At 61.8% G+C, this 22,434-nt stretch carries 21 protein-coding genes; 10 read left to right on the top strand and 11 right to left on the bottom strand.

The genetic code is table 11. The features are described from left to right. Positions 1 to 8 precede the first annotated feature (8 nt). Genes FF80_RS12400 through FF80_RS12375 form a run of 6 tightly spaced genes read left to right on the top strand, consistent with a single transcriptional unit; the run spans position 9 to position 6,816 of the window. Positions 9 to 1,580, top strand: coding sequence for an ABC transporter substrate-binding protein (locus FF80_RS12400; protein ID WP_035100830.1), 1,572 nt, complete (start codon positions 9 to 11; stop codon positions 1,578 to 1,580). A gap of 3 nt (positions 1,581 to 1,583) precedes the next feature. Continuing rightward, positions 1,584 to 2,486 (top strand): ABC transporter permease, encoded by a 903-nt coding sequence (locus FF80_RS12395; protein ID WP_052153485.1) that lies wholly within the window; start codon positions 1,584 to 1,586, stop codon positions 2,484 to 2,486. A 1-nt stretch (position 2,487) separates the two neighbouring features. Continuing rightward, the gene (locus tag FF80_RS12390) at positions 2,488 to 3,432 is read left to right on the top strand and encodes an ABC transporter permease (protein WP_035100828.1); all 945 of its coding nucleotides are present in this window, start codon (positions 2,488 to 2,490) and stop codon (positions 3,430 to 3,432) included. Next, positions 3,429 to 4,448: an ABC transporter ATP-binding protein gene (locus tag FF80_RS12385; protein ID WP_052153484.1), complete on the top strand. Its 1,020-nt coding sequence runs from the start codon at positions 3,429 to 3,431 to the stop codon at positions 4,446 to 4,448. Before FF80_RS12390 ends, FF80_RS12385 begins: the two co-directional genes overlap by 4 nt. Next, a complete protein-coding gene (locus FF80_RS12380; RefSeq protein WP_035100824.1) occupies positions 4,445 to 5,389 on the top strand; it encodes an ABC transporter ATP-binding protein in 945 nt (314 codons plus the stop codon). The genes FF80_RS12385 and FF80_RS12380 overlap by 4 nt, the downstream gene beginning before the upstream one ends. After that, entirely contained in the window at positions 5,386 to 6,816 is a 1,431-nt protein-coding gene (locus FF80_RS12375; RefSeq protein ID WP_052153483.1) for a carboxylesterase family protein, read from the top strand. Before FF80_RS12380 ends, FF80_RS12375 begins: the two co-directional genes overlap by 4 nt. A 239-nt stretch (positions 6,817 to 7,055) precedes the next feature. On the opposite strand, the gene FF80_RS12370 is transcribed toward FF80_RS12375, so the two are convergent. Continuing rightward, on the bottom strand, positions 7,056 to 7,988 hold the full coding sequence (locus tag FF80_RS12370; RefSeq protein ID WP_035100820.1) for an MBL fold metallo-hydrolase: 933 nt from the start codon (positions 7,986 to 7,988) through the stop codon (positions 7,056 to 7,058). A 75-nt stretch (positions 7,989 to 8,063) separates the two neighbouring features. On the opposite strand from FF80_RS12370, the gene FF80_RS12365 reads away from it, so the two are divergent. The 3 genes from FF80_RS12365 to FF80_RS12355 are packed head-to-tail and all read left to right on the top strand — an operon-like array spanning position 8,064 to position 11,403. Beyond that, on the top strand, positions 8,064 to 9,017 hold the full coding sequence (locus FF80_RS12365; protein WP_152558369.1) for a LysR family transcriptional regulator: 954 nt from the start codon (positions 8,064 to 8,066) through the stop codon (positions 9,015 to 9,017). 48 nt (positions 9,018 to 9,065) lie between these two features. Then, positions 9,066 to 9,962 carry an SMP-30/gluconolactonase/LRE family protein gene (locus FF80_RS12360; protein WP_035100817.1) on the top strand — a complete coding sequence of 299 codons (897 nt, stop codon included), beginning with the start codon at positions 9,066 to 9,068 and terminating at the stop codon, positions 9,960 to 9,962. A 16-nt stretch (positions 9,963 to 9,978) separates the two neighbouring features. Further along, positions 9,979 to 11,403: an NAD-dependent succinate-semialdehyde dehydrogenase gene (locus tag FF80_RS12355; RefSeq protein WP_052153479.1), complete on the top strand. Its 1,425-nt coding sequence runs from the start codon at positions 9,979 to 9,981 to the stop codon at positions 11,401 to 11,403. A gap of 20 nt (positions 11,404 to 11,423) precedes the next feature. Here FF80_RS12355 and FF80_RS12350 read toward each other — a convergent pair whose 3' ends face one another. From FF80_RS12350 to FF80_RS12320, 7 genes are read right to left on the bottom strand one after another with little or no spacing between them, the layout of a single operon-like run. Continuing rightward, complete coding sequence (locus FF80_RS12350; RefSeq protein WP_052153478.1) at positions 11,424 to 12,197, bottom strand: SDR family oxidoreductase; 774 nt, start codon at positions 12,195 to 12,197, stop codon at positions 11,424 to 11,426. Positions 12,198 to 12,207: 10 nt separating this feature from the next. Then, positions 12,208 to 13,134 (bottom strand): 3-keto-5-aminohexanoate cleavage protein, encoded by a 927-nt coding sequence (locus FF80_RS12345; RefSeq protein WP_035100810.1) that lies wholly within the window; start codon positions 13,132 to 13,134, stop codon positions 12,208 to 12,210. A gap of 2 nt (positions 13,135 to 13,136) precedes the next feature. Further along, positions 13,137 to 13,553, bottom strand: coding sequence for an OB-fold domain-containing protein (locus tag FF80_RS12340; protein WP_200877198.1), 417 nt, complete (start codon positions 13,551 to 13,553; stop codon positions 13,137 to 13,139). Between the two features lie 9 nt (positions 13,554 to 13,562). Next, positions 13,563 to 14,687 (bottom strand): thiolase family protein, encoded by a 1,125-nt coding sequence (locus tag FF80_RS12335; RefSeq protein WP_035100808.1) that lies wholly within the window; start codon positions 14,685 to 14,687, stop codon positions 13,563 to 13,565. Beyond that, on the bottom strand, positions 14,687 to 15,889 hold the full coding sequence (locus FF80_RS12330) for a CoA transferase (RefSeq protein ID WP_035100806.1): 1,203 nt from the start codon (positions 15,887 to 15,889) through the stop codon (positions 14,687 to 14,689). Before FF80_RS12330 ends, FF80_RS12335 begins: the two co-directional genes overlap by 1 nt. 2 nt (positions 15,890 to 15,891) lie before the next feature. Beyond that, a complete protein-coding gene (locus tag FF80_RS12325; RefSeq protein ID WP_035100804.1) occupies positions 15,892 to 16,665 on the bottom strand; it encodes an enoyl-CoA hydratase-related protein in 774 nt (257 codons plus the stop codon). Further along, complete coding sequence (locus FF80_RS12320) at positions 16,665 to 17,942, bottom strand: acyl-CoA dehydrogenase family protein (RefSeq protein WP_244445767.1); 1,278 nt, start codon at positions 17,940 to 17,942, stop codon at positions 16,665 to 16,667. The genes FF80_RS12325 and FF80_RS12320 overlap by 1 nt, the downstream gene beginning before the upstream one ends. 139 nt (positions 17,943 to 18,081) lie before the next feature. Here FF80_RS12320 and FF80_RS12315 point away from each other — a divergent pair, with 139 nt between their 5' ends. Then, positions 18,082 to 18,960, top strand: a complete 879-nt coding sequence (locus FF80_RS12315; RefSeq protein WP_160172832.1) for an MBL fold metallo-hydrolase — start codon at positions 18,082 to 18,084, stop codon at positions 18,958 to 18,960. A 31-nt stretch (positions 18,961 to 18,991) separates the two neighbouring features. Here the strand turns inward: FF80_RS12315 and FF80_RS12310 are convergent, their stop codons facing one another. Genes FF80_RS12310 through FF80_RS21015 form a run of 3 tightly spaced genes read right to left on the bottom strand, consistent with a single transcriptional unit; the run spans position 18,992 to position 22,383 of the window. Beyond that, positions 18,992 to 20,608 carry a GMC family oxidoreductase N-terminal domain-containing protein gene (locus FF80_RS12310; protein WP_035100802.1) on the bottom strand — a complete coding sequence of 539 codons (1,617 nt, stop codon included), beginning with the start codon at positions 20,606 to 20,608 and terminating at the stop codon, positions 18,992 to 18,994. Between the two features lie 5 nt (positions 20,609 to 20,613). Next, positions 20,614 to 21,228, bottom strand: a complete 615-nt coding sequence (locus FF80_RS12305; RefSeq protein ID WP_035100799.1) for a flavin reductase family protein — start codon at positions 21,226 to 21,228, stop codon at positions 20,614 to 20,616. Positions 21,229 to 21,255: 27 nt separating this feature from the next. Next, positions 21,256 to 22,383 carry a serine hydrolase domain-containing protein gene (locus FF80_RS21015; RefSeq protein ID WP_052153472.1) on the bottom strand — a complete coding sequence of 376 codons (1,128 nt, stop codon included), beginning with the start codon at positions 22,381 to 22,383 and terminating at the stop codon, positions 21,256 to 21,258. Between the last annotated feature and the right edge of the window lie 51 nt (positions 22,384 to 22,434).

Here is a 22,434-nt window from a genome sequence, read left to right as displayed (position 1 = left end):
GGAATGAAATGACCAAGAACAAACGCATGCGAGGGGCCCTCCTGGCCGGATCGTCACTGGCGCTGATCGTCGCCCAGCCGGTAGTGGCCCAGGAATTCGAGCGGGGCGGCACCCTGCGCGTCGCCATTTCCCAGATGGCGCCCTCGCCCGATCCGGTGGTCACCACCTTCGGCGTCAACTGGGCCACCGCCGGCGTCATCTGCGAGGGCCTGTTCGCGCTCGATGAAAGCTGGACGCCCCAGCCCATGCTGGCCGACAGCTTTGAATATAGCGAAGACGGCACCAGCCTCACCGTGACCCTGCGCGATGGCCTGACGTTCCATTCGGGCGCCGCGCTTACCTCGGCAGACGTCGTCGCATCGCTCGAACGGTTCCGCGAGTCAGCCGGCATCGGCGCGGCCTTCAAGGGTGCTGTATCTGCCATCACAGCGCCTGATGACAAGACCGTGGTGTTCGAGCTGGCATCGCCTTCACCAATCGTTCCCGGCCTCCTGGCAGGGACCCAGGCGGTCGTCATGTCTTCAGCCTCGCTCGAGGGCGCATCGCCGACAGAAGCCACACGTGGCCTCGACTGCACTGGACCATATGTTCTGACTGAATATCAGCCGGATCAGGGTGTCACCATGACCCGTTGGGACGACTATGCGGCGCGCAGCGAACCCAGCTCCAGCGCCTCGGGCATGAAGCACGCCTATGCCGACGAGATCATCTTCCGCCTGATGCCGGAAGCCTCGGTGCGCCGTGACTCGCTGATCACCGGCGAAATCGACATTGCCAATGAGCTGCCGAGCGACTTCTACGATGCGCTGCAGAATGACCCCAACACCGAAGCCGTGGTGGTTCCGAACAACCAGTCGCTGACCGTGGTGTTCAACACCAGGTCGGGCGTCGCCGTCGACGTCAACCTGCGCCGGGCCATATATTATGCACTGGAGATGGAGCCGATCATGCTCGCTTCGGTGGGCAATCCCGAATTCTACACGCTTGATCCGAGCTGGATCCCCGATCCCAATTCGTTCTGGTACACCACCGCCGGCGTCCCCGATGGCTTCGGAACCCCCAACGCCGAGAAGGTCGAGGAATATCTCGCCGCCTCCGATTATGATGGCGAGCCCATCCGCTGGCTGGTGGCTTCCGAGCAGTACCAGAAGCATTTCCTGACCGCGATCACTGCCTCGCAGATGCTCGAGGAATATGGGATCAATGTCGAGATCGTGGAATCGCCGATGGCCAATTACATCCAGGCCCGGGCCGATGAAGCAGCGATGGATGCTTTCTCGAGCTTCCTGCCTACCTATGTCGATCCGACCTCGATCGCTTATCTCAACGCCAGCTATCCCGGCTTCTGGGAAGATCCCGAGAAAATGGCACTGATGCAGGACATTGCCACGACGCTCGATCCGGATGCCCGCAAGGCCATCTTCGAGAAGATCCACGTGCTGGCCTATGACCAGTTCCCGTTCATCAAGTTCGGTACCGAATCCAACATGTATGGCATTCGCACCGGTGTCGGGAATCCCGCGCGCATTCCTTCGCGCTCTGGCGACTTCTACAATGTCGCACCGCCCCCGCAGAGCTGATCTATGACCCTGATCCAGGCGACATCTCCCGACCGCCTGTCCGGTGGTGACGAAGAGGCCTTCGTCACCACCAACAGATCGGTCTGGCAGCGGCTCCTGGCCAATCCCACGGCCATGGCGTCGATCATCATGCTGACAATCCTGGCGCTCAGCGCGGTGCTTGCACCGCTCTTGGCGCCCGGTAACCCGCTGCGGGTCAGCCCGGCCGATCGGTTTATCCCGCCCGGTGCCGAACATCTTTTCGGCACCGATAATCTGGGGCGTGACATGTTGAAGATGGTGCTGCATGGCGGCCGCACCTCACTCTTGGTTGGCCTTGTCGTGACGGTGATTTCCATGTCCATCGCCGTCGTTCTGGGCGCCATTTCCGGCTTCTATCGTCAGGTCGACGTGGTACTCATGCGCCTTGTCGATGGCCTCATGGCCTTTCCAGGCATTGTTCTGGCCACCGCCGCGGCCGGCATCATGGGCCCGTCCATGACCACGGTGATCACCTCGCTTTCCATCGTGCTCATCGCCCCATCCCTACGAATCGTGCGCGGGCAGGTACTGGTCGTGCGCGAATTGCAGATGATCGAGGCGGCCCGCGCCGTGGGCGTGCCGACGCTCCGCCTGTTCACCCGCTACATCCTGCCGGCCGTCAGTTCCCCCATTCTGGTGCAGGCCTCTTTCATCTTCTCCGCAGCCGTTCTGGGCGAAGCGGGCCTGAGCTTTATCGGGGTGGGCATCGGTCCCAAGGAACTCAGCTGGGGCAATGCGCTGACTGAAGCGCGCAACTATATCGCCCAGGCGCCGTGGATCGTGCTGTTTCCCGGCCTGGCGCTGATGTTCACCATTCTCGCGCTCAATCTCCTGGGCGACAGTCTGCGCGATATTCTCGATCCGCGCCTGGCACGGAGGCGCTGACATGCTGCGCTATCTCGGAAAACGCTTCCTTCTGATCCTGCCCACGATCTTCGTGCCGCTGATCCTGGTGTTTCTGCTGCTGCGCCTGTCGCCAGGTGATCCTGCCGGCATGATGCTGGGCGATCAGGCCACCGCCGAACAGATCGCGGCACTGCGGACCCAGCTCGGCCTCGACCAACCCATCTGGGTACAGTTCCTGCTCTGGCTCAAGGGCATCGTCACGCTCGACCTGGGCAATTCGATCTTCTTCCGCGAGCCGGTGATGCAGATCGTTCCCCGCTATGCCGGGGTGACGATCATGCTCACCCTGGTGGCACTGACCCTGGCCATTCTGATTGGCATCACCATGGGCCTGATCTCGGCCATGAACCGCAACAGGCCGATTGACCGTGGCGTGGTGACCACGGCGGTGCTGGGGATATCATTGCCCGAATTCTGGTTCGCCCTGCTGCTGATCTTCATCTTCGCGGTGACGCTGCGCTGGTTCCCAGTGGCCGGCTACAATCCGCCATCGGCGGGCGTTATCGCCTTCGCATCGACCATTTTCCTGCCGGCCCTGGCGCTGGGCGTCCGGCAGTCCGCATTGATGACCCGCATGATGCGCTCGTCCATGCTCGATGTGCTCAACGAACCCTATATCACTACCGCCCGGGCCCAGGGCCTGCCGGAAAGCAAGGTCATCGGCCAATACGCCATGCGCACTGCCGCCATGCCGGTGGTGACCGTGGCGGGCCTCTCCGCCGGCTATATGCTGGGTGGAGCGGTGGCTATCGAGATCATCTTCGCGCTGCCCGGCCTCGGACGCATGCTGGTCGAAGCCGTCGGGCGGCGCGACTATCCGCTCGTCGAGGGCGGAGTCCTCACCATTTCGCTGGTCCTGGCAGTGCTCAACCTGGCCATCGACCTCATCTACGCCATTCTTGACCCCCGGATCCGTTATCAATGACCGCGCACCTCGCCCCGCTGCCGGCCGATCAGCTCTCGCCGGCTCCGCTTGCCCCCACCGTTCTCGATGTCGACAATCTCAGTCTGTCATTGCGCAATGCCGATGGCATGCTGCCCATCGTCACCGATGTCTCCTTCTCCATCCGCCAGGGTGAGGCCGTTGCGCTGGTGGGCGAGAGCGGCTGCGGCAAGTCCATCACGGCTTCAGCCATCATGGGCATTGCTCCGGAAAACGCAGTGATATCTGGCACGATCACGCTCAATGGCAAGGTCATTTCGAACCTGTCCCCGGGGGATCGGCGCCGGCTCTGCGGGCGGCATATGGGCTTCATCTTTCAGGAGCCGATGACGGCGCTGCATCCGGCCCTTTCCATCGGCCGGCAGATGACAGACACGCTTCGGCACAATCTGGGCCTGAGCCAGGGCGAGGCCACCAATCGGGCCGCAGAATTGCTGGACCGGGTCGGCATTCCCCGCGCCCGCGACATCCTCAAGGGCTATGTGCATGAATTGTCCGGTGGCATGCGCCAGCGCGTCATGATCGCCCTGGCCATTTCCTGTGGCCCTTCGCTGATCATTGCCGACGAGCCGACCACGGCGCTCGACGTGACCATCCAGGCCCAGGTGCTCGACCTGCTCGAAGACATGCGGCGCGAGCTCAATCTGGCCATGCTCTTCATCACCCACGACCTCGAAGTGGTGGGCGATTTCTGCGAGAAGGCCGTGGTCATGTACGCCGGTGACGTGGTCGAGCGCGGTCTCAGCGCCGATATCGTCGGAGCACCGACCCACCCCTACGCACGGGGTCTGATCGATGCCGTGCCCGCCCATGACGATGGCCGCACCAGATTGACCCCCATCCTCGGCACTGTTCCGCCGGTGGGGCAATGGCCCGAAGGGTGCCGCTTTGCGCCGCGCTGCAGCCGCGCCGATGCACAATGCCAGACTCGTCCATCGCTCGAACGGCACGGCCAGACCGATGCCCGCTGCTGGCACCCGCTGGAGGGCAATCGATGAGCACGCAAACCGTCCTCTCCGTCACGGGCCTCTCCAAATCGTTCAAGGCCGTTAAGGCCGTGCGCGATGTCAGCTTCACCATCCCAAAGGGAAAAACTTTCGGGCTGGTAGGCGAATCCGGCTCCGGCAAGTCCACCACCGCCCGCTTGGTGCTGCGCCTGGTCGAACCCACCAGCGGCGCGATCGGCTTCCGCGGGCGCGACCTTGCCGGCCTGTCTGCCCGGGACCTGCGCGCCGAGCGGCGTCACATGCAGATGATCTTTCAGGACCCGTTCGGCTCGCTCAATCCGCGCATGAGCGTGCGCGACGCCTTGGTCGAACCCCAGCTTGTCCATGGTATTGGCACGCCTGCCGAACAGCTCAGGACCGCCGAGCGGCTGCTCGCCGAAGTCAGCATGCCCCGCGCCGCGCTCGACCGTTATCCGCACGAATTTTCGGGCGGCCAGCGTCAGCGCATTGCCATTGCCCGGGCACTGGCCACCAATCCCGAAATGATCGTTGCCGACGAGCCGGTCAGCGCGCTCGATGTCTCGGTGCAGGCGCAGGTGCTCAACCTGATGCGCGACCTGCAGGACCGGCATGGCACCACCATGCTGTTCATCTCCCATGACCTGCGCGTGGTGCAGTTCATGTGCGACGAGATCGGCGTGATGTATCTCGGCGAAATCGTCGAGCAAGGGCCGCGTGATCGCATCTATGGCGCGCCGGCCCACCCCTATACCCAAGCGCTTCTCGCCTCTGCCCCGGGGAAGGGAAGCGGCCAAAGGGCACGGCTCAAGGGTGAAATTCCCAGCGCCCACGCCGTGCCCTCCGGTTGCGCCTTCCGCACCAGATGCCCCCATGCCTTCGAGCGCTGCACAACCGACAAGCCGGCAATGCGCGATCTGGGTGGTGGACAGAAGGCGGCCTGTCACCTGCTGGACGGAATGGCGTCGGCATGAGCGACGCCAGCATTGTCGATGTCCCCAGTCGCGAGGCAATCTATCGCGGCTTTCGGGACGAGGGCGGCGATCGCTTCCTCGGCATCCGCTATGCCGAGCCCCCGGTGGGGGCGCTGCGCTTCAAGGCGCCGGTGCCGGTGGACAATCGCGGCTTGGTCGATGCAACGCGTTTCCGCTTCGCACCGCCGCAAGCCGTCCGGCGCGCACCGGACTGGGCACCGCGCGGCGACGGCTTCGAAACCGGCGAGGACTGCCTCAACCTCAACGTCTTTACCCCCGCAGCCGATGAAGCCCGCCGACCGGTTATCGTCCATGCCTTTGGCGGCGGCTTCCAGAGCGGTGCCGCGCAAGGCTCCTCTCTCAACGAGGCGGAGTTTGTCCGCCGGGGCGATGTCGTGCTGGTGCGGCCCAACATGCGGGTCGGCGCCCTGGGCTTCCTCTATCTGGGCGACGCCTTCGGACCCGAATACGCCACCGCCAATCGCGGCATGCTGGACTTCATCGCGGCACTGCATTGGGTGCACGACAACATCGCGGCTTTCGGAGGTGACCCGGACAATGTCACGCTGGTCGGCATGTCCTCCGGGGCTTTCACTATCGCCGCCCTGTTCGGCGTCGATGGCGTAGCGGATCTCTACCGCCGGGTCTGGCTGATGAGCGGCCCCGCCAGCCGCATCATCGCGCCGGAGACGGCGATTGCCCTGACGGCAGATTTCCTCGCCCGCACGGGTGTGACGCCGGGTGACGAAACGGCACTGCGTGCCCTGCCGGTCGAAACCATCCTGGCGACGCAGGATCAGGTGCTGGCGACGCATCTGGGAGAGCGCAATGCCCCCGGTGGCCGCACCTTTGGTATCGTGCTCGACGGCACCAGTCTGCAGCGACATCCGCTTGACGGCCTTGCATCCGGACGCTTCCGCGACCACCAGATCGTCACCGGCTGGGCCCGGGACGAAGCCCGCATGTGGTACGCCTTCGGCATGATGCCCGAGGTCACCACTCGCGCAGCTCTGCTGGCCTCCATCGCCCGCTTCGGATCGCCGACAGCAGAGGCCAGTCTCGCCGCGCTGGAAGCCGAAAACCCCGCGTTGACCTTCACCCAATACGAAGAAGTTTTTCTATCCCGCGCCATTTATCGCGATCCTGCCATCAAGACGGTAACAGCACATGCGGAAGAAGGCGGCACCGGTTTTGCCTATGAATTCGCCTGGGTGTCCAGTTTCGAGGGGGGGCGGCTGGGTGCCGCGCACGGCTTCGACGAGCCCTTTGTCTTCGGCGACCTGAGCCGCATCCCCCTCGCCGAAGGCGACGAGGGCGCAGCCGAGCTGGCAATCCGCATGTCCGGCCGTCTCCTCAGCTTTGCCAGAACCGGGCACCCCGGCTGGGCGCCGCATTCGTCGCACGACCATATCGAGCTGTATCCATAGATATCGTCGTTCTTGGACGGCCGATGGCTGCAATTCGTTCCCCGATGCTGATAGCTGCCGGTCTGCCACCGGCCCCACGTCGACCATTCATCGGTCTTCGTTGGTTCCTCAATGCGGCCAGGCCCCTAATTGAAACGGGTCGCGGAGACATTCATAGCGTCATCGGCCCGTGTCATTTGCACTCATTGCACAGGCCGATGAAGCGTTTGTCGCCAGATGCGGGCGTCTAGACGAGCTACTTAGAGTGCGGTCAGTTCGTAGGCATCTCCATTTCGTAGAACCGTCCCTGCGCCCGGGAAAGGAAGATGCATGCCAAGTACCGGGATCTGATCGGCAGCGACTTCACGGAAAATCTGCATGCGCGATTGTGCCGCCTGCGCTGGGTCGGCATCAAAAGTCGAGGTCCATTCCGGATGCGCGAATTGCAGTTCAGGTGAAACCACAACATCGCCCCAGATGATCAATTGATCAGCACCGGAGGTGAGGCGGAAGCCGGTATGAGCCAGGCTGTGGCCAGGCAGGGCAATGGGGTGAATGCCAGGGAGAATTTCTGCCGTGCCCGAGAAAGGTTGGACGCGGTCCTGATAGAGCGGGGTGGCGGCGCGGGCGCCAGCGAAGGAAAACTGGCCTGCGGCCGTTGCGCTGGCAAAATTGTCCTCGGAGGTCCAGTAGGTCCATTCAGCCTCGGCCACGTGCAATTGTGCGTTGGCAAAGGCGGACTTTCCATTGCCGTCGACCAGTCCACCCACGTGATCGTTGTGCATGTGGGTGAGGATGACATGCTGAATGTCCGATGGGTCGACGCCGGCGGCGGCAAGGGCAGCGGGCAGCTTTCCAAGCGTGGGGCCGTAGAGGTCGCGCGTGCCGGTATCGACGAGAATGGTGGTGTCGCCACGCTCGATCAGGAAGGTGTTGACGTCGAGCCGGATCTTGCCCTCCGGCTGGCCAGCGTCCTCCAACAGGTCGCGGCGAGCGGCTGGGTCAGCGTCGGTGAAGATGGTCTCGTCGACTTCGACCACGCCGTCCAGCAGTGGCGTGATCCTGAAATCACCGATTGTCCAGGCAGGTTGCGCGTCCTCGGCGGCGGACAGGGTCAGTCCAGCGGGCATGGTCAGGCCAGCAAGCGTCGCCGCTCCGCCTTTGGCTAGTACGTTGCGTCGGGAAATTCTCATCAGTCAGTCTCCATCGGTGGTCCCCAAGAAGTGATCCTCGGGATGTTCGCTCTGGGCTAACAGTGATCTGCGTGATTGAAAATCATCGACTTTTGGACAGTTGTTGTGCATAATCGCACAATGCAGGATTGGGACGACATTCGCTTTTACCTGGCGCTGGTGCGTACGGGCAGTACCACAGGAGCGGCCAAGCTGCTTGCCGTCAATCATTCGACGGTGTCACGACGGATTGCTCAACTTGAAGAGCGTATTGGTGCGCGCCTGTTCGACCGGCTGGCCAGTGGTGCGGTGCCAACAGCCGCTGGTGCCGCGCTTGTCGCGGTTGCTGAGCAGGTGGAGCGTAAGGCTACCGAATTCTCGCGTGGGGCGAGTGCGGAAGATGCTCGCCTGGCCGGCCGGTTGGTCGTCACCGCGCCACCGCTGCTGGCCAACCATGTGTTGATGCCGATGGTCGCCGAATTTGCCAGACGGCACCCCGACATCGAGCTTGAACTCGTTGCGTCTGACCAGCTATCGAGTCTGACCAGGCATGAGGCGGACATCGCTATTCGGGCGACGGCTGCGCCGCAGGACACGCTCATGGGACACAGGCTCATCGCCAATGAGAATGGGCTCTATTGCAGTCAGGGCTTTCTCGATCGCCGAGGACTGGATGCGACAAAGGCAGCGCAGTGCGACGATCTGGACTGGATCTGGATTGACCAAAGCAAAGGTTCGCCGCCCTGGACCAAGCGCTATTTCCCGCGAGGTCGGGCATTGGCGAAGGTCGATGGCAAATCGACGGGCCTGGCCGCAGCGCGGGCGGGCATGGGCGTGGTGGAACTGCCTCTCATGGTCGGTCGCGTCATAGCGGATCTGGTCCTTCTGCCGGGACTGCAGGCCCCATCGGACAAAGATGTTTGGGTGCTCTATCACCGGGATTTTCGCCGCACCGCTCGCGTCCGTGCCTTTGTTGTAGAGGTGCGGAACCAGTTTCGCGCTCTGGGCCCGCTGGAGCCCAAAAGGGGCAATGAGGAGGAATTGGCCTAGTTGCTATTGGTTGACCTTTGTGTATTTTGAGGTCTAAATAATGAACCAATGAGCGTCGTCATGGCCGATTTTGTGTTGTCGCCAGAAAATTTCAGTTTCTTCGGAGAGGGGTTAAGCCGCCCCGAATGCATAGTGGCGCGGCCCGACGGGACCTTGTGGGTCTCTGACAATCGCGGGTCAGCCACGCGACTGGCCCCCGGTGGCTCACATACGCTTATCGGAACTTTGGGTGGCAAACCGAACGGCATGACGCTGGCACCCGATGGCACATTGCTGCTGGCCAATATCGCCCTCCGCAAGTTCTATCGGCTGTTTCCGGATGGCCGCCATGAGGTGTTTCTCGACAGTGTAGATGGTGTTCCTGTGGGGGCCGCAAATTTCGTCGGCAGGGACAATCTTGGTCGCTATTGGCTCTCGGTGTCCTCTCGCCTCGAAAATCACCTTGAGGCACTCGATCGCGATGTTTCCGATGGCTACGTTATCCTGATCGATCAACAGGGCCCCCGTATTGTGGTGGATGGCCTGCTCTTCACCAATGAGGTGCGGGTCGATGCGGCGGGACGCTATCTCTACATGGCCGAAACGCGCGCTGGCCGAGTTTCACGCGCGCCCATCAATGACGATGGCAGCGTAGGGCCAAAGGAAGTCTTCGGGCCGGACCCCATCCAGCAGGGCGCCCTGATTGACGGCATCTGTTTTGACAGCGCAGGCAATCTCTGGGTCACCGAAATCACGCGCAACCAACTCTACATGATCGCACCGGATGGTCGATGCCACCTGGTCTTCGAAGACCAAGACGGCACCATTCTCGATCACCCATCCAGCCTGACCTTTGCGGGCGCAGATCTCAGAACCGTCTATGTCGGCGGGCTCAACATGACGCGCCTTGCTGTTTTCCGGTCGCCAATCCCCGGGTTGCCGCTCGCTCACTGGAACGAGTCTTAAGGAGCTTTACGTGCACATGACCTATGCCCACTACATCGCAGGACGCTGGCGGGAGGATGGCGCTGAGGCCTTTGCCGCAATCAATCCGGCAAAGGGTACCGAATTGGGTACCGGCTTGATGGCCACGCAGGCGCAGATCGATGAAGGGCTGGCCAGCGCCCGGCGCGGACTTGATATCTGGCGCAGCAAATCTGCCTATGAACGTGCGCAGATCCTACGCAATGCAGCAACTGTTCTGCGATCAAGGCAGGCCGAAATTGCCATGGATCTGGTACGCGAGCAGGGTAAGATTCTTGCCGAGGCGATGGTTGAGGTCGCCGTCTCGGCAGACATGATCGATTGGTCGGCTTCCGAAGGTGTCCGACAATATGGTCGGGTCATTCCGGCGCGAGATGCACGATTTACCCAAATGGTGACCCGCGAGCCGGTGGGCGTCTCGGTCCTGATTCCCTCCTGGAATGTGCCGGTGATGTTCGTTGCGCGCAAACTGAGCGAATGCCTCGCGGCCGGTTGCAGCGCGATCCTGGTCGGAAACAAGCAGACACCGCGCGCTGCCATCAATGTCCTGGAGGCTTTCATCGAGGCTGGTTTGCCGGCTGACGTCGTCAACCTGCTTTTCGGCCGCAATGTATTTCTTGTCGACAGCTTGCTGGCCGGGGAAGGCGTCGCCAAGGTCTCCTTTACCGGTGGCTCCGAGACCGGCAAGGTTATCGCAGCCAAGGCGGCGGCCAATCTCGTGCATGCGACGCTGGAACTGGGCGGACATGCCCCGGCAATCGTTTTCGATGATGTGGATGTCGAGGCCACAGCGCGCATCCTGGTTGCGAGCAAATACCGCAATGGCGGCCAGGTCTGCAATTCGCCGACGCGCTTCTATGTGCACCAGGGCATATACGACACATTTGTCGAAGCCTTCTGCCGCGAGGCGTCCAAGTTGAAAATAGGCGACGGCGCCGAGGCAGGCGTGCAGATGGGACCCCTGGCGTCCGCGCGGCAACTGGAGCGGATTGACGGCCTGGTGGGCGATGCGGTTGCTAAGGGCGCTCGACTTCTGCTTGGCGGCACGCGCGACAGCAATCAGGGGTATTTCTACCAGCCTACGGTGATCGACCAGCTTGGCAAAGACAGTCGCATTTTGAGCGAAGAGCCGTTTGGACCCGTGGCAACCTTGCTGCCTTTCGATGACCGAGAGGCAATGATGCGGCACGCCAACGGCCTGGGCTACGGTCTGGCGGGCTATGCCTATACCAATTCTGTCGGCCACGCCCACTACGTGTCCGAGAATCTGAGGGTGGGGATGCTCGGCATCAATACGCCGCAGATCTCATTGCCCGAGACGCCGTTTGGCGGGGTCAAGGAAAGCGGACATGGTTCTGAAGGCGGTACCGAGGGCGTGGCGGCCTATATGGTCACCAAGTATGTATCGCAATTTGCCGCTTGAGGCGGAGGGGGTGTAGCGCGCTACACCCCTTTGTTCAGGCCGCCATCGATGTCGATTGCCGTGCCATGGATGAACGAGCCGGCATCTGAAACCAGAAATCCGATCAGCCGGGCCACATCCTCAGGCTGGCCGAAGCGCAGGATCTTGAGTTCCTCAATCATGTCCTGTCCGGCCCGTATCGTGTCGCCATGCCCGTCGGCTAATGCTTTTTGCTCAAGCTGGCTGCCTAGCCGTCCCGTATCGATCCAGCCGGGATTGAGGGCGTTGACGCGTACACCGTCCCGGCGCCCTGTTTCAGCGATGCCTTTGGTATAGTTGATGAGCGCGGCACAGATTGCCCCGCCGACAAGCGAGGTGTCGCTGGGCGTGTGGCCCAAAGCCCCGGCAATGGTGACGATCGACCCGCGCTGCGCCTTGAGGTGGGGCCAGCAGGCCTTGATCATGGCGATGGTGCCGAAGAACTTGACCGCGAAGCCATCCTGCCAATCGGCGTCATCGAGTTCATCAAGGGCGCCCCGCTTGGAAATTCCAGCGCAATTGACCAGCACGTCGAGCTGGCCAAAGGCAGCGACGACATTGTCGACCAGTTCTGGAATGGCGCTTGTCCGGCTGAGATCGGCTGCGAATGCCTGTGCCTGGCTCAGCCTGTCGATCTCGGCTGTGGTCTCATGAAGCTGCGGATTGTCCACCGCGACCAGGGCGATGGCATAGCCGGCCTTTGCCAATTCAGTGGCAACGGCGCGCCCTATCCCGGCGCTGGCACCGGTAATCAAGGCCGTCTTTCGTGCAGTCATTCCATTCTCCCTAGAAATCCACGAGGTTCCCGCCCTTGAGGTCGAGCAATGCACGTGCTTCCTCTGGCGTGGCAATGGAAAGGCCGAGGCCTTCCAAGATGGCGCGGATGGTTGTGACCTGCTCCGCATTGGACTGCGCCAGTCGGCCAGGGCCTGACCATAGACTGTCTTCCAGTCCAACCCTGACATTGCCACCCTGTGCGGCCGCGAGGGTGGCAACGCGCATCTGATTGCGACCAGCTCCAAGCACCGACCAGCGGTAATCATCGCCAAACAGCCGATCGGCGGTGCGTTTCATGTGATGAAGATCTTCTGCATGAGCGCCTATGCCACCAAGCAGGCCGAAGACGCTTTGAACAAAGAATGGCGGCTTGACCAGACCGCGATCGGCAAAGTGCGCCAGGTTGTACAAATGCCCGATATCATAGCATTCGAACTCGAATCGGGTACCGTTGCCGCCGCATTGGGCCAGCGCATATTCGATGTCAGCGAAGGTATTGCGGAAGATCAGATCGCGACTGCCCTCCAGGTAGGGGCGCTCCCAGTCGTGCTTGAACTCTGTGAAGCGGGCCAGCATGGGGAAGAGGGCGAAATTGATCGATCCCATGTTCAAGGAGGCCAGCTCGGGTTTGAGCACCATGGCCGGCTGGATGCGCTCGGCGATGGTCATGGTGGGTGCACCGCCACTGGTCAAATTGAGGACCGCATCGGTGCGCTGCCTCACCGACTGGACAACGGGCAGGAACGCCTCCGGCCGCTGATCAGGCTTGCCGGTTTGAGGGTCGCGGGCGTGCAGATGCAGGATCGCGGCGCCGGCCTCAGCTGCCATAACGGCCGAATCCGCGATCTCTTCGGCGGTGACCGGCAGGAAGGGCGACATTGAAGGTGTGTGGATCGAGCCGGTAATGGCGCAGGTGATGATGACTTTCGACGACATTGTCAGACGCTCCGCGGCCGGAAAACGGGAATGGTGGTGCCATGCTCATTGCGAGTTTCGAAGCTGAGGGCCAAATCGATCCGCAATGTGCTTTCGTCTTCGCAGCCGACAAGATTGCTGATCAGCCTGGGACCTTCGGCCAGTTCGACGACCGCAACGTTGTAAGGCAGGCGGTCAGCAAATGCCGGATTAAAGGCCTTGTGGTAGACGACCCAGCTGACAAGGCGCGCTGCACCAGAAGCCTGTTCCCAGACGGGGCGATCGGAGAGGCAGCGCGGACATTCAGTTCGGGGCGGCAACCACGCATGGTGGCATTGTTCGCAGCGCTGGAATGTCAGCTCGCCGGCCGCCAGTGCCTGCCAGTACGGACCGTTGACCGCATCCAGAATTGGGGTGGGAAATGCCGGTGACAGGTTCACTGAGCCCTCCTAGTTTCCGAGTAGAAGGGTGGAGTGCGTATGCATGATGCCGCCCTGATTGGAGATGATGCAGTGTTGTGCGTCGGGCACCTGGTTGACGGACTCGCCGCGCATCTGCCGCACCCCTTCGATAATGAGTTGCATGCCGGGCATACCTGTCTCCGAAAGCAGTCCGCCCGAAGTGTTCATCGGCAGGGCGCCACCAAGCTCCAGATTGCCTTCCGAGGCGAAGGCGCCGCTCTGCCCGGGCTTGCAGAACCCGTAGTCTTCCAGTGTCAGCAAAGGCGTGATGGTGAAGCAGTCATAGATCTGGGCCACATCAATATCGGCCGGTGTCAGCCCCGCCGCCGCGAACGCTGTCGCCGCCGATACCTTTGCCGCTGTGGTCGTCAGATCGGGGCGCTGGCTGACCTCCCATGAGGTCTGTCCCTGACCGAAGCCGAGTATGGGCACGGGCTTGTCGACCTTGAGAGATCGCGCGCGCTCGGCGCTCATCAAAATCAGGGCCGCGCCGCCATCCGAAACCAGGCAACAATCGTCCCGTCGCAGCGGTGAGACGATGGGCGGGGAGGCCATATAGTCGTCCAGGCTCAATTGCTTGCGCAATTGCGCCCGCGGATTGCTGGCGCCGTGGCGGCGGCAGGCCATGGCGACCGCCGCCAGGTCCTCTGGCCGAGTCCCATATTGCTGCATATGGCGCTGCGCTATCATGGCGTAGCCGGCTGGGACACCGAACCAGCCATGGACTTCGTCATTGCCCCATGGGCGCTGGTAGGCCTGACGGGTGCCTGACTTGGGATTGTCTGCGAAGGTGACGAGGGCAATGTCGCATTGACCGGCCTCGATCGCCATTGCCGCATAGCCCACCAGGGAAGCATTGGCGGCGCCGCCCTGATCCCATACCCCGCCAATACGGGGCACGATCCCGAGCGCCTCGGCAAGCTTCTGGCCGTACATGAACTCGAAATTGGAGGTTGGAAACTTGACGAACAACCCATCGACGCAGTCTTTTTCGATGCCTGCGTCGGCAAGCGCCTTGCGGGCTGCTTCGGCATTGAGCGAATAGGTCGACCGGCCTTCGTGCCTGCCGAATTCTGTTTGCCCGATGCCGGCGATGACCACCTTGCCCTGCATCAGATCACGCCCTGTTCGCCAAGGCCGTCGAACTCAGCAGCCGACAGGCCCAGCCAGCCACAATAGATGTCCCGGTTGTCGCGCCCGAGTTCGCCCGAGGGGACGATTTCCGCGAGTGGCTGGTCCTGATAGCGTAGCGGCGAATGTGGCAGAACCACCCGGCCATAGATGGGGTGGTCAATCCATTGCAGCGCCCCGCGCTCATGCAGATGATCGTCATTGACCACCTCGTCGAGCGTACGCACCGGGGCGCAGGGCACACGATGAGCCATGAGCAGGTCGAACAGCGGCTGCTTGGCCCATTTGGCGGTGAAGGCCCCCACCAGCGCGTCGACGTCCTCGACGCAATCCACGCGCTTCTTGAGCGTATCGTAGCGCGGATCGTCGCCCAGCTCGGGTTGGTTCATGGCCTGGGTCAGGAAGCGCCAATGGGCTTCGGACACGCAGATAATGGCGATATGCCCGTCACTGGTCGGATAAACATTGTAAGGCGCCTCGGCGAGGCCTGCATGGCGATTGCCGGTTCGCGGGGGAATGGCGCCGCCAGTGCCGTAGAACAGACCAAGGCTGGAACTCAGCGAGGGATAGACCGCCTCAAGCATTGAGACCTCGACCAGTCGGCCCTCGCCGGTCATGGCTCGGGCGTAGAGGGCGGTCATCAAGCCCGCATAGAGATGTATGCCGCCGAAAAAATCGGAAATGGCGGGACCTGCCTTGACCGGGGGACGGTCTGGGAAACCGGTTGTGCTCATCACTCCGGCCATGGCCTGAACAGTGAGATCCATGGCTGGATATCTAGCCTTGGGGCCACTGCGGCCATAGCCTGATCCGGCGGCGTAGATCAGTTTGGGATTGATGGTTTTGAGGTCTTCATATCCCAGGCCAAGCTTCTCCATCGTGCCCGGTGCGTAGTTCTCGACCACCACGTCGCCGCGGCCAACCATTTCGCGGAAAATTTCCTTGCCGCGCTCGCTCTTAAGGTTCAGCGACACCATGGACTTGTTGGAGTTGAGCATGGCGAAGGGCAGGGCGGCACCGCCCACGACGGATCGCCTGCGCAACGGATCACCCTGGGGAGGCTCGACTTTGATGACATTGGCGCCGGCCATGGCCATCAGAAACGTGCAGTAGGGACCATTGTAGATCTGGCCGACGTCGATGACGGTAACGCCGGACAGCAGATTGGACGGGTTTGGGTTCATCTCTAATGTCCCTGGAAGTTGGGCGGACGTTTCTCGGAGAAGGCCTTCGTGCCCTCGGCCAGGTCCTGGCTGGTTTGGAGAAGCCGGTTGGCGACCTGTTCGGAACGCAGGCCGCTGGCCAGGTCTGTGTCGTAGCTGCGCAACGCCAGTTCCTTGCTGGCTTGCAGGGCCAAAGGCGCATTGATGGCAATTCGCCGGGCCATATCTTGTGCGGTCTGCATGAGTTGGTCGGGTTCGGTCACCCGATTGACCAGACCCCAGCGCGCTGCATCCTCGGCCGAAATATTGTCGCCGGTCAGCAGCATTTCCATTCCGATGGCATGGGGGAGCTGGCGCAGGATGCGCTGGGTGCCCCCGTTGGCCGCGATAAGGCCGCGCTTGACCTCGGATAGACCGAATACGGCGCTGGACGAGGCGATCCGGATGTCCGTGGCCAGCAGGAGTGTCATGCCCCCGCCCAGGCAGTAGCCATTAACTGCGGCGATGATCGGCTTGAAGATTTCCAGGCCCCGGTTGAGCAGCATATCCTTTTGGGGCTGCCAGACCTGATCCAGGGGCGCCGGTGACCCCGCGAAGCTCTTGAGATCGGCCCCCACCGAAAACGCGCGCTCTCCAGCGCCAGTAATGATGGCGACCCGAATGGCAGGATTGTCCCGTACTTCGATCCAGGCCTCGGAGAGCAGTCGGTAGTGCTCCTGATCCATGGCATTGAGCCGTTCGGGCCGGTCGAGAACGATGGTGGCAATGCCCTCGTCGATGGTGAGGTTGACCGGCATCAGAAGACCTCGCGTGAGCCATTGCGGATCAGATCGCGGGCGATGACCATGCGGTGCACCTCGGATGGACCTTCGCCGATGCGCTTGATGCGGGTTTCGCGGAACCAGCGCTCGAGCGGCAGTTCGGCGGCTACGCCCATCCCGCCCAGGATCTGAACACAGCGGTCGATGACGCGGTTGGCGGCTTCGCTGGCAAAGAGTTTGCAGATCGAGGCCTCAAGCTTGATGTCTTCGCCGCGCTCGGCCTTCCAGGCCGCCTGGTAGATCAACAGGCGCGCAGCACGCAAATCCACCTCAGAATCGGCGAGCATCCATTGAATGGCCTGGTGGTCGCCCAGCTTCTTGCCGAATGTCTCGCGGTCGCGTGCCCAGTCGAGCGCAATATCGAGCGCTGCTTGCGCCGTGCCCACGGTAACGGCAGCGTAGGGGACGCGCGCATGTACCAACCAGTCCTCGGCGAGGGCAAAACCTTGCCCCTCTTCGCCCAGGCGGTTTTCGACCGGGATCTCGTAGTCCTCGAAGGAAAGTTCGTAAGGCGAATAGGAGCGGATGACGTTGATGGGGGAAAGGGTGAGGCCAGGCCGGTCGACATCCACGATGAAGCTGGTGATGGCGCCCCGCCCTTTTTCCTCGCCGGTGCGGGCGAACAGCACCCCCCATTTTGACTGGCCAGCACCGGTGATCCAGATTTTGGTGCCATTGACTATGTAGCGGTCGCCCTTGCGGACGGCGCGGGTCTGGATGGCGCGGGCCGGGTCCGAGCCTCCGCTGGGCTCTGAAATGGCGACAAATGTCTTTTCGCCACTTTCAATGGTCGGGATTCCGTAACGCTCGATCTGATCGCGACTTCCCTTGAAGATAACATTCGGCGGATCGAAGCCGAATGCCCCGCCAGCGGGGATGTAGGCGCCCATTCGACATTTTGCGGCTTCTTCGGCAACGATTACCTGGCCGAGCAGGCTCAGTCCTGCACCGCCATACTCTGCGGGACTTTGGACGCACCACAGCCCGAGGTTGCGGGCCTTTCGACGCAGTTCGATCAGCGCTTCCTCCGGAAGGGCATAAGCGTCGTGGGGGAGTTTGTCTTCGGCAGGGCGCAACTGGTCGGTCATGAAGCCCCGGACGGTCTGACGCAATTCCTGGAGTTCTGGCGGCATCGCCCACCCGTCGAACTGAGCGAATCCGGGGTCGTCAAGAACTGCACTCATTGCGTGCTCCTCCACCATATTGGGTGCCGCGGCTCCATATGGCGCGCGGTCGTATTTGAGTGACGACACAATATTGCCTCGAAAGTCCAACGTCAAGAAATATACTACCTTCTAAATATCAGACCTTTTGTTGAGAAGGACGGTGTGGTAGGTAGGTCCTGGCATCAAAATGAAGGCCCCAAATGGCATCAAGGGAGTGGGAGGGATTATGAAACAGTATGAAGACAGAAGCCGACAGGTGCCGGCAATCTACCGCCGCCGCATTGGCTCAGTCCTTGTGAACATCATTTCCGACGGCGAGCTGACAGCGGCTCCGGACATGTTCTCGGCCGGTGCGGAGCAGTTCAACAAAATTGCACAGGACGGGTTCTTGCAGCCGGGCCCCTTCAAGATGGGGACGGCGGTTTATGTGCTGGAAACAGTGGATGGCACTTATCTCGTCGATGCCGGCAGCGGGCCATTGTTCGGGGAGACCTCCGGCCTGCTGAAGGAGAACCTGGCGGCCATTGGCATCTCACTGGCGGACATAGACGGGGTGTTGCTCACGCACATGCATGCCGATCATGTTGGCGGGTTGCTTGACGAGAGCGGTGCGACCTTTCCCAATGCAGAGCTGATCGTCCACCGCGACGAATTCGACTATTATATGGGGGATCTGGTTCTGGCGCGGTCCAATGATCGCAACCGACCCTGGATCATGCGCGCCCGCACACTGCCTGAGCACTATGCGCACATTCGGCTTTTTGACGGCATCGGGGAGGTTTTTCCGGGAATTTCGGCCTTTCCGCTTCCCGGCCATACGCCGGGACATTCCGGTTATCTGCTGCAATCAGGAGATGAGCAGCTCTTCATTGCCGGCGACCTGGTCTACTCGCAGCTCTATAGCTTTCGCCTGCTGGACGAGAATTTCCTGTTCGACGTGGATCGCGATCTTGCCACGCAGACCCGGCGCAATACCCTAGAGATGCTGGCCGACAAGCGTTGGTTGATGACGGCCTCGCATCTTGCGTTCCCTGCCTTGGGACATGTCGCACGGGCTGGGGATGCCTTTGAATGGGTGCCCGAAACCTGGCAGTTCCAACTCTGAAACGGTAGTGGCGGCGGCCTTCCGGTCGCCGCTAGCAGTGCGAAGAGCGCAGAATGAGGTCGCTGGCGCGCTCAGCGACCATCATAACTGCAGCATTGGTGTTGCCCGAGACTGGCAGCGGCATCACCGAGGCATCGGCAATGCGCAGTCCCGAAACACCCCGGACCGACAAATCCGCATCGGTCACGGTGCCCATGGCGCAGGTGCCTCCAGGATGAAAAATGGTGTCGGCCGTACTCCGCACGAAATCCGCCCATTCATCATCTGACTGACAGTCGTCACCGGGATAGAGCTCACCGGCAGCGTGGTCGTCCAGCAATGGACTGGTGGTCGCCGCGCGGAGCATCCGCCCCCCTTCAACCAATTGCTGCAAGTCCTCGGCGCTGGCGAAAAAGTTGTGGCGAATTCCCGGCGGGGCGTGAGGGGCGCGTGCTCTGAGCCGCACATAGCCACGACTCTGCGGGTGCAGCAGGCAGATGACAAAGCCGAAGGTATCGGCCTCGCCTCGGGGGCTAAACGGCCAGCGTGGGCGCAGCCGTGGATTGAAGAGTCTGAACAGGGCCTGCACATTTGGGGCGGGCAACCCCGGGCGCGTATGCGCAAAGAGGTGCCCAGCCGCAAGGGGCTGGGTCGCCGGACCGGTGCCGAACAGGGTTCCGCGGGCCAATGCCATGACCAGCCGGTCATATCTCAGGGTCCTATGAATTTGCGAAGGCCTGCGCCGGACATATTCCAACGCGATACGGGGATGATCGAAGAGATTTCGGCCGACATTTGGCTGGTTCGCGACCAACGGGATGTTGTGCTCCGCCAGTTCCTCGGCCGGTCCAATGCCGGAGCGCAACAAGATGGCTGGCGAACCGTAGGCTCCGGCTGAAAGAATGATTTCCCGCCGCGCCCGGATCGTCAGGGGCAGTCCGTCCCGGACGCCATCGACCGCAATGGCGCGCCCCTGTTCCGAAAACTGGATGCGGTCGGCCACGGTATTGCCGAAGACTTTTAAGCTTTGGCGCCGTGCCGCCGGAAAGACGAAGCGCGAGCCTGTGTCCTGGCGACGCCCCTGGCTCATGTTGAACTGCGCGCGGCCGAAGCCATCCTGCACCACACCATTGTAGTCTCGATTATGTCTGTGCCCGGCGGCCCGGAGGCTGGCAAAGACCGCATCGATGATCGGGTCCTTTTGTGCCGGCTCCGAGACGGCTATCGGCCCGCCCGCGCCGCGCATGGCCGATGGACTGCCGCGCCAGTCTTCGCTGCGCAGGAAGTAGGGCAAGATTTCATCGTAGCTCCAGCCATTGAGGCCCAGCGCGGCCCAGCTTTCGTAGTCGTGGCGATTGCCCCGAACATGGTTCATGGCGTTGATGGCTGAGGAACCACCCAGCACCTTACCACGTGGCAGATAGAGCTCACGGCCATCCAGGAACGGTTCTGGTTCGCTGCGATAGGACCAGTTGTAGCGCGGATCATTCCACACCTGGCCCACGCCAAGGGGGAGGGAGAGGAGCGGGTTCGCCGACCGTCGACCGGCCTCGACGAGAGCCACTGTGAAACGTCCGTCGGCCGCAAGCCGACTTGCCAGTAGTCCGCCCGCCGTGCCGGCGCCGACGACAAGATAGTCAAAAACGAATTCGTCGGTGCGGTCGGCCACGAGTGCTATTCCACCCGCTCCACGACCAGGGCAGGGGGCATGATTACGATTTCGCCCAGAGTCGCATATTTGGGGCCGCCCAGTCGGGCCACGGGGTCGAGATCACGGGTTTCGACCTTTCCGGCATTGACCAGGTGATCCTTGATATGAAAGCGCAAAACCTCGCCGACCATGAGATAGTTCTCCTCATCCCCGAATGGGCGCGAAAAATTCAGCCGGCATTCAAGACTGGCGGGCGCGTCAGCAAGCCGTGGCGGCGCCACAAGGGAACTCGGCGCGGTTTCAAGTCCAAGCGCCTCTACTTCGCTTTCGTCGCTGGGATAATGGGCGGAACTCAGATGCAATGGCTCAAGCAGGGCCAGGTTGCCAATGTTGACGACGAACTCACCCGTGCGCAGGATGTTGTTGCCAGTGTCCTTGAGCTCGGTCCCGCGGCGCCCAATGCTGATCGCCAGCATGGGTGGCTTGTGGGACACGAAGGTGAAGGCCGAGAACGGCGCCAGGTTGACCTGACCGTTTTCCGACAAAGTGCTCACCCAGGCAATCGGCCGTGGCACGATCAGTCCGGTCATCAGCTTGTAGTTGTCACGCATGGCGAGTGGGGTCGGGTCGATTTCCATTATCTGGGTCCGCGAGTTGAGAGGAGTTCAGGCGAGAGCGGCGTGAATCATGTCGGAGAGCCGTTGAAAGCGCAGGTGGCTGTCCACCTGATCCATCAATCCGCTCGAGAGCATTACAGCGCTCACCTGCCGAACCGGATCGACCCACATGACGGTCGAGCCTGCGCCGATACCTCCGAATGTGGCCGGGGAAGCCAGTTGGCCAAAGGGCGTTGGAAAAAGCCCGGTGCCGCGCAGGAAGAAGCCGAGTCCGAGAAATGCCGGAAACGGTTCCCAGCCCCGTGCTTCGCGCTGGGCGGCCAGGGTATTGTTGGGCAGCAAGCCAGTATGGTTCGTTGTCGCCAAATCGAGGCTGGCTGCCGATATGACCCTTGATCCGTCAAGGGTGCCGCGGGAGGCCAGCATGGCCGCAAACCGCGCCATGTCTCCCAGGGTAGAGAAACCACCGCCTCCAGGCAGCTCTGTTTGTGCCGTGATCCTGGTATCGCGCGCTGCCAGGCGCTGGTTCATCTCAGTGGGATTGCGTGGCACGACGGGAACGCGGTCCGCCACAAGATCTGCGCGCAGGCCGATCGCGGTTCGGGTCATGCCCAATGGCTGCAGGATCTGCTGGTCGATAATGTCTGCGTAGCGTCTTCCTGCTGGATCGATCTGCTCGATCACGCCGCCGAGAATGTCATAGGATACCTGCGCCGAATAACTGACCACCTGGCCGGGCGGGTTGATCGGCGCCACTTTGCAGGCAAGGGCGACCGTCGCCCGCAAGTCCCCTTCTATGCTCTCAGTGAGACCAGGCAAGGTGAAGGGCATTCCGCCTGTATGCGAGAGCAATTGCGCGACCGTAACGCGCTGCTTTCCGTTGGCGGCAAAATCCGGCAGGATATCGGCAATTCTCGTCGTCAAGGACAGCCGGCCCTGTTCCACCGCCTGAAAGATGGCGATGGCGGTCATTGGCTTGGTCAGTGACATAATCGAGAACACACTATCGTTCGACAGCATGCGGTTCTGCTGCCGGTCTGCAAACCCTTCCACCAGGGTATGAGTCTGCCCCTTGCTGTCTGCAATGGCGATTGCCATGCCGTCGTAAAGCTCAGCAGCGATGCCGGCGCGCACGGCAGTGTCGAGCCGTTCAAGGCCTTCCTGTCTCAAGGTCATAGGGATCGGCTGTGCAGACTGGTACATGACATTCCTTTTGGTCAACCAAAC

This window comes from Devosia sp. LC5, from assembly GCF_000735585.1.
Taxonomy (GTDB): domain Bacteria; phylum Pseudomonadota; class Alphaproteobacteria; order Rhizobiales; family Devosiaceae; genus Devosia.
The sequence above is the reverse complement of the archived record's forward strand: the minus strand, read 5'-3'. Positions and strand labels throughout refer to the sequence as shown.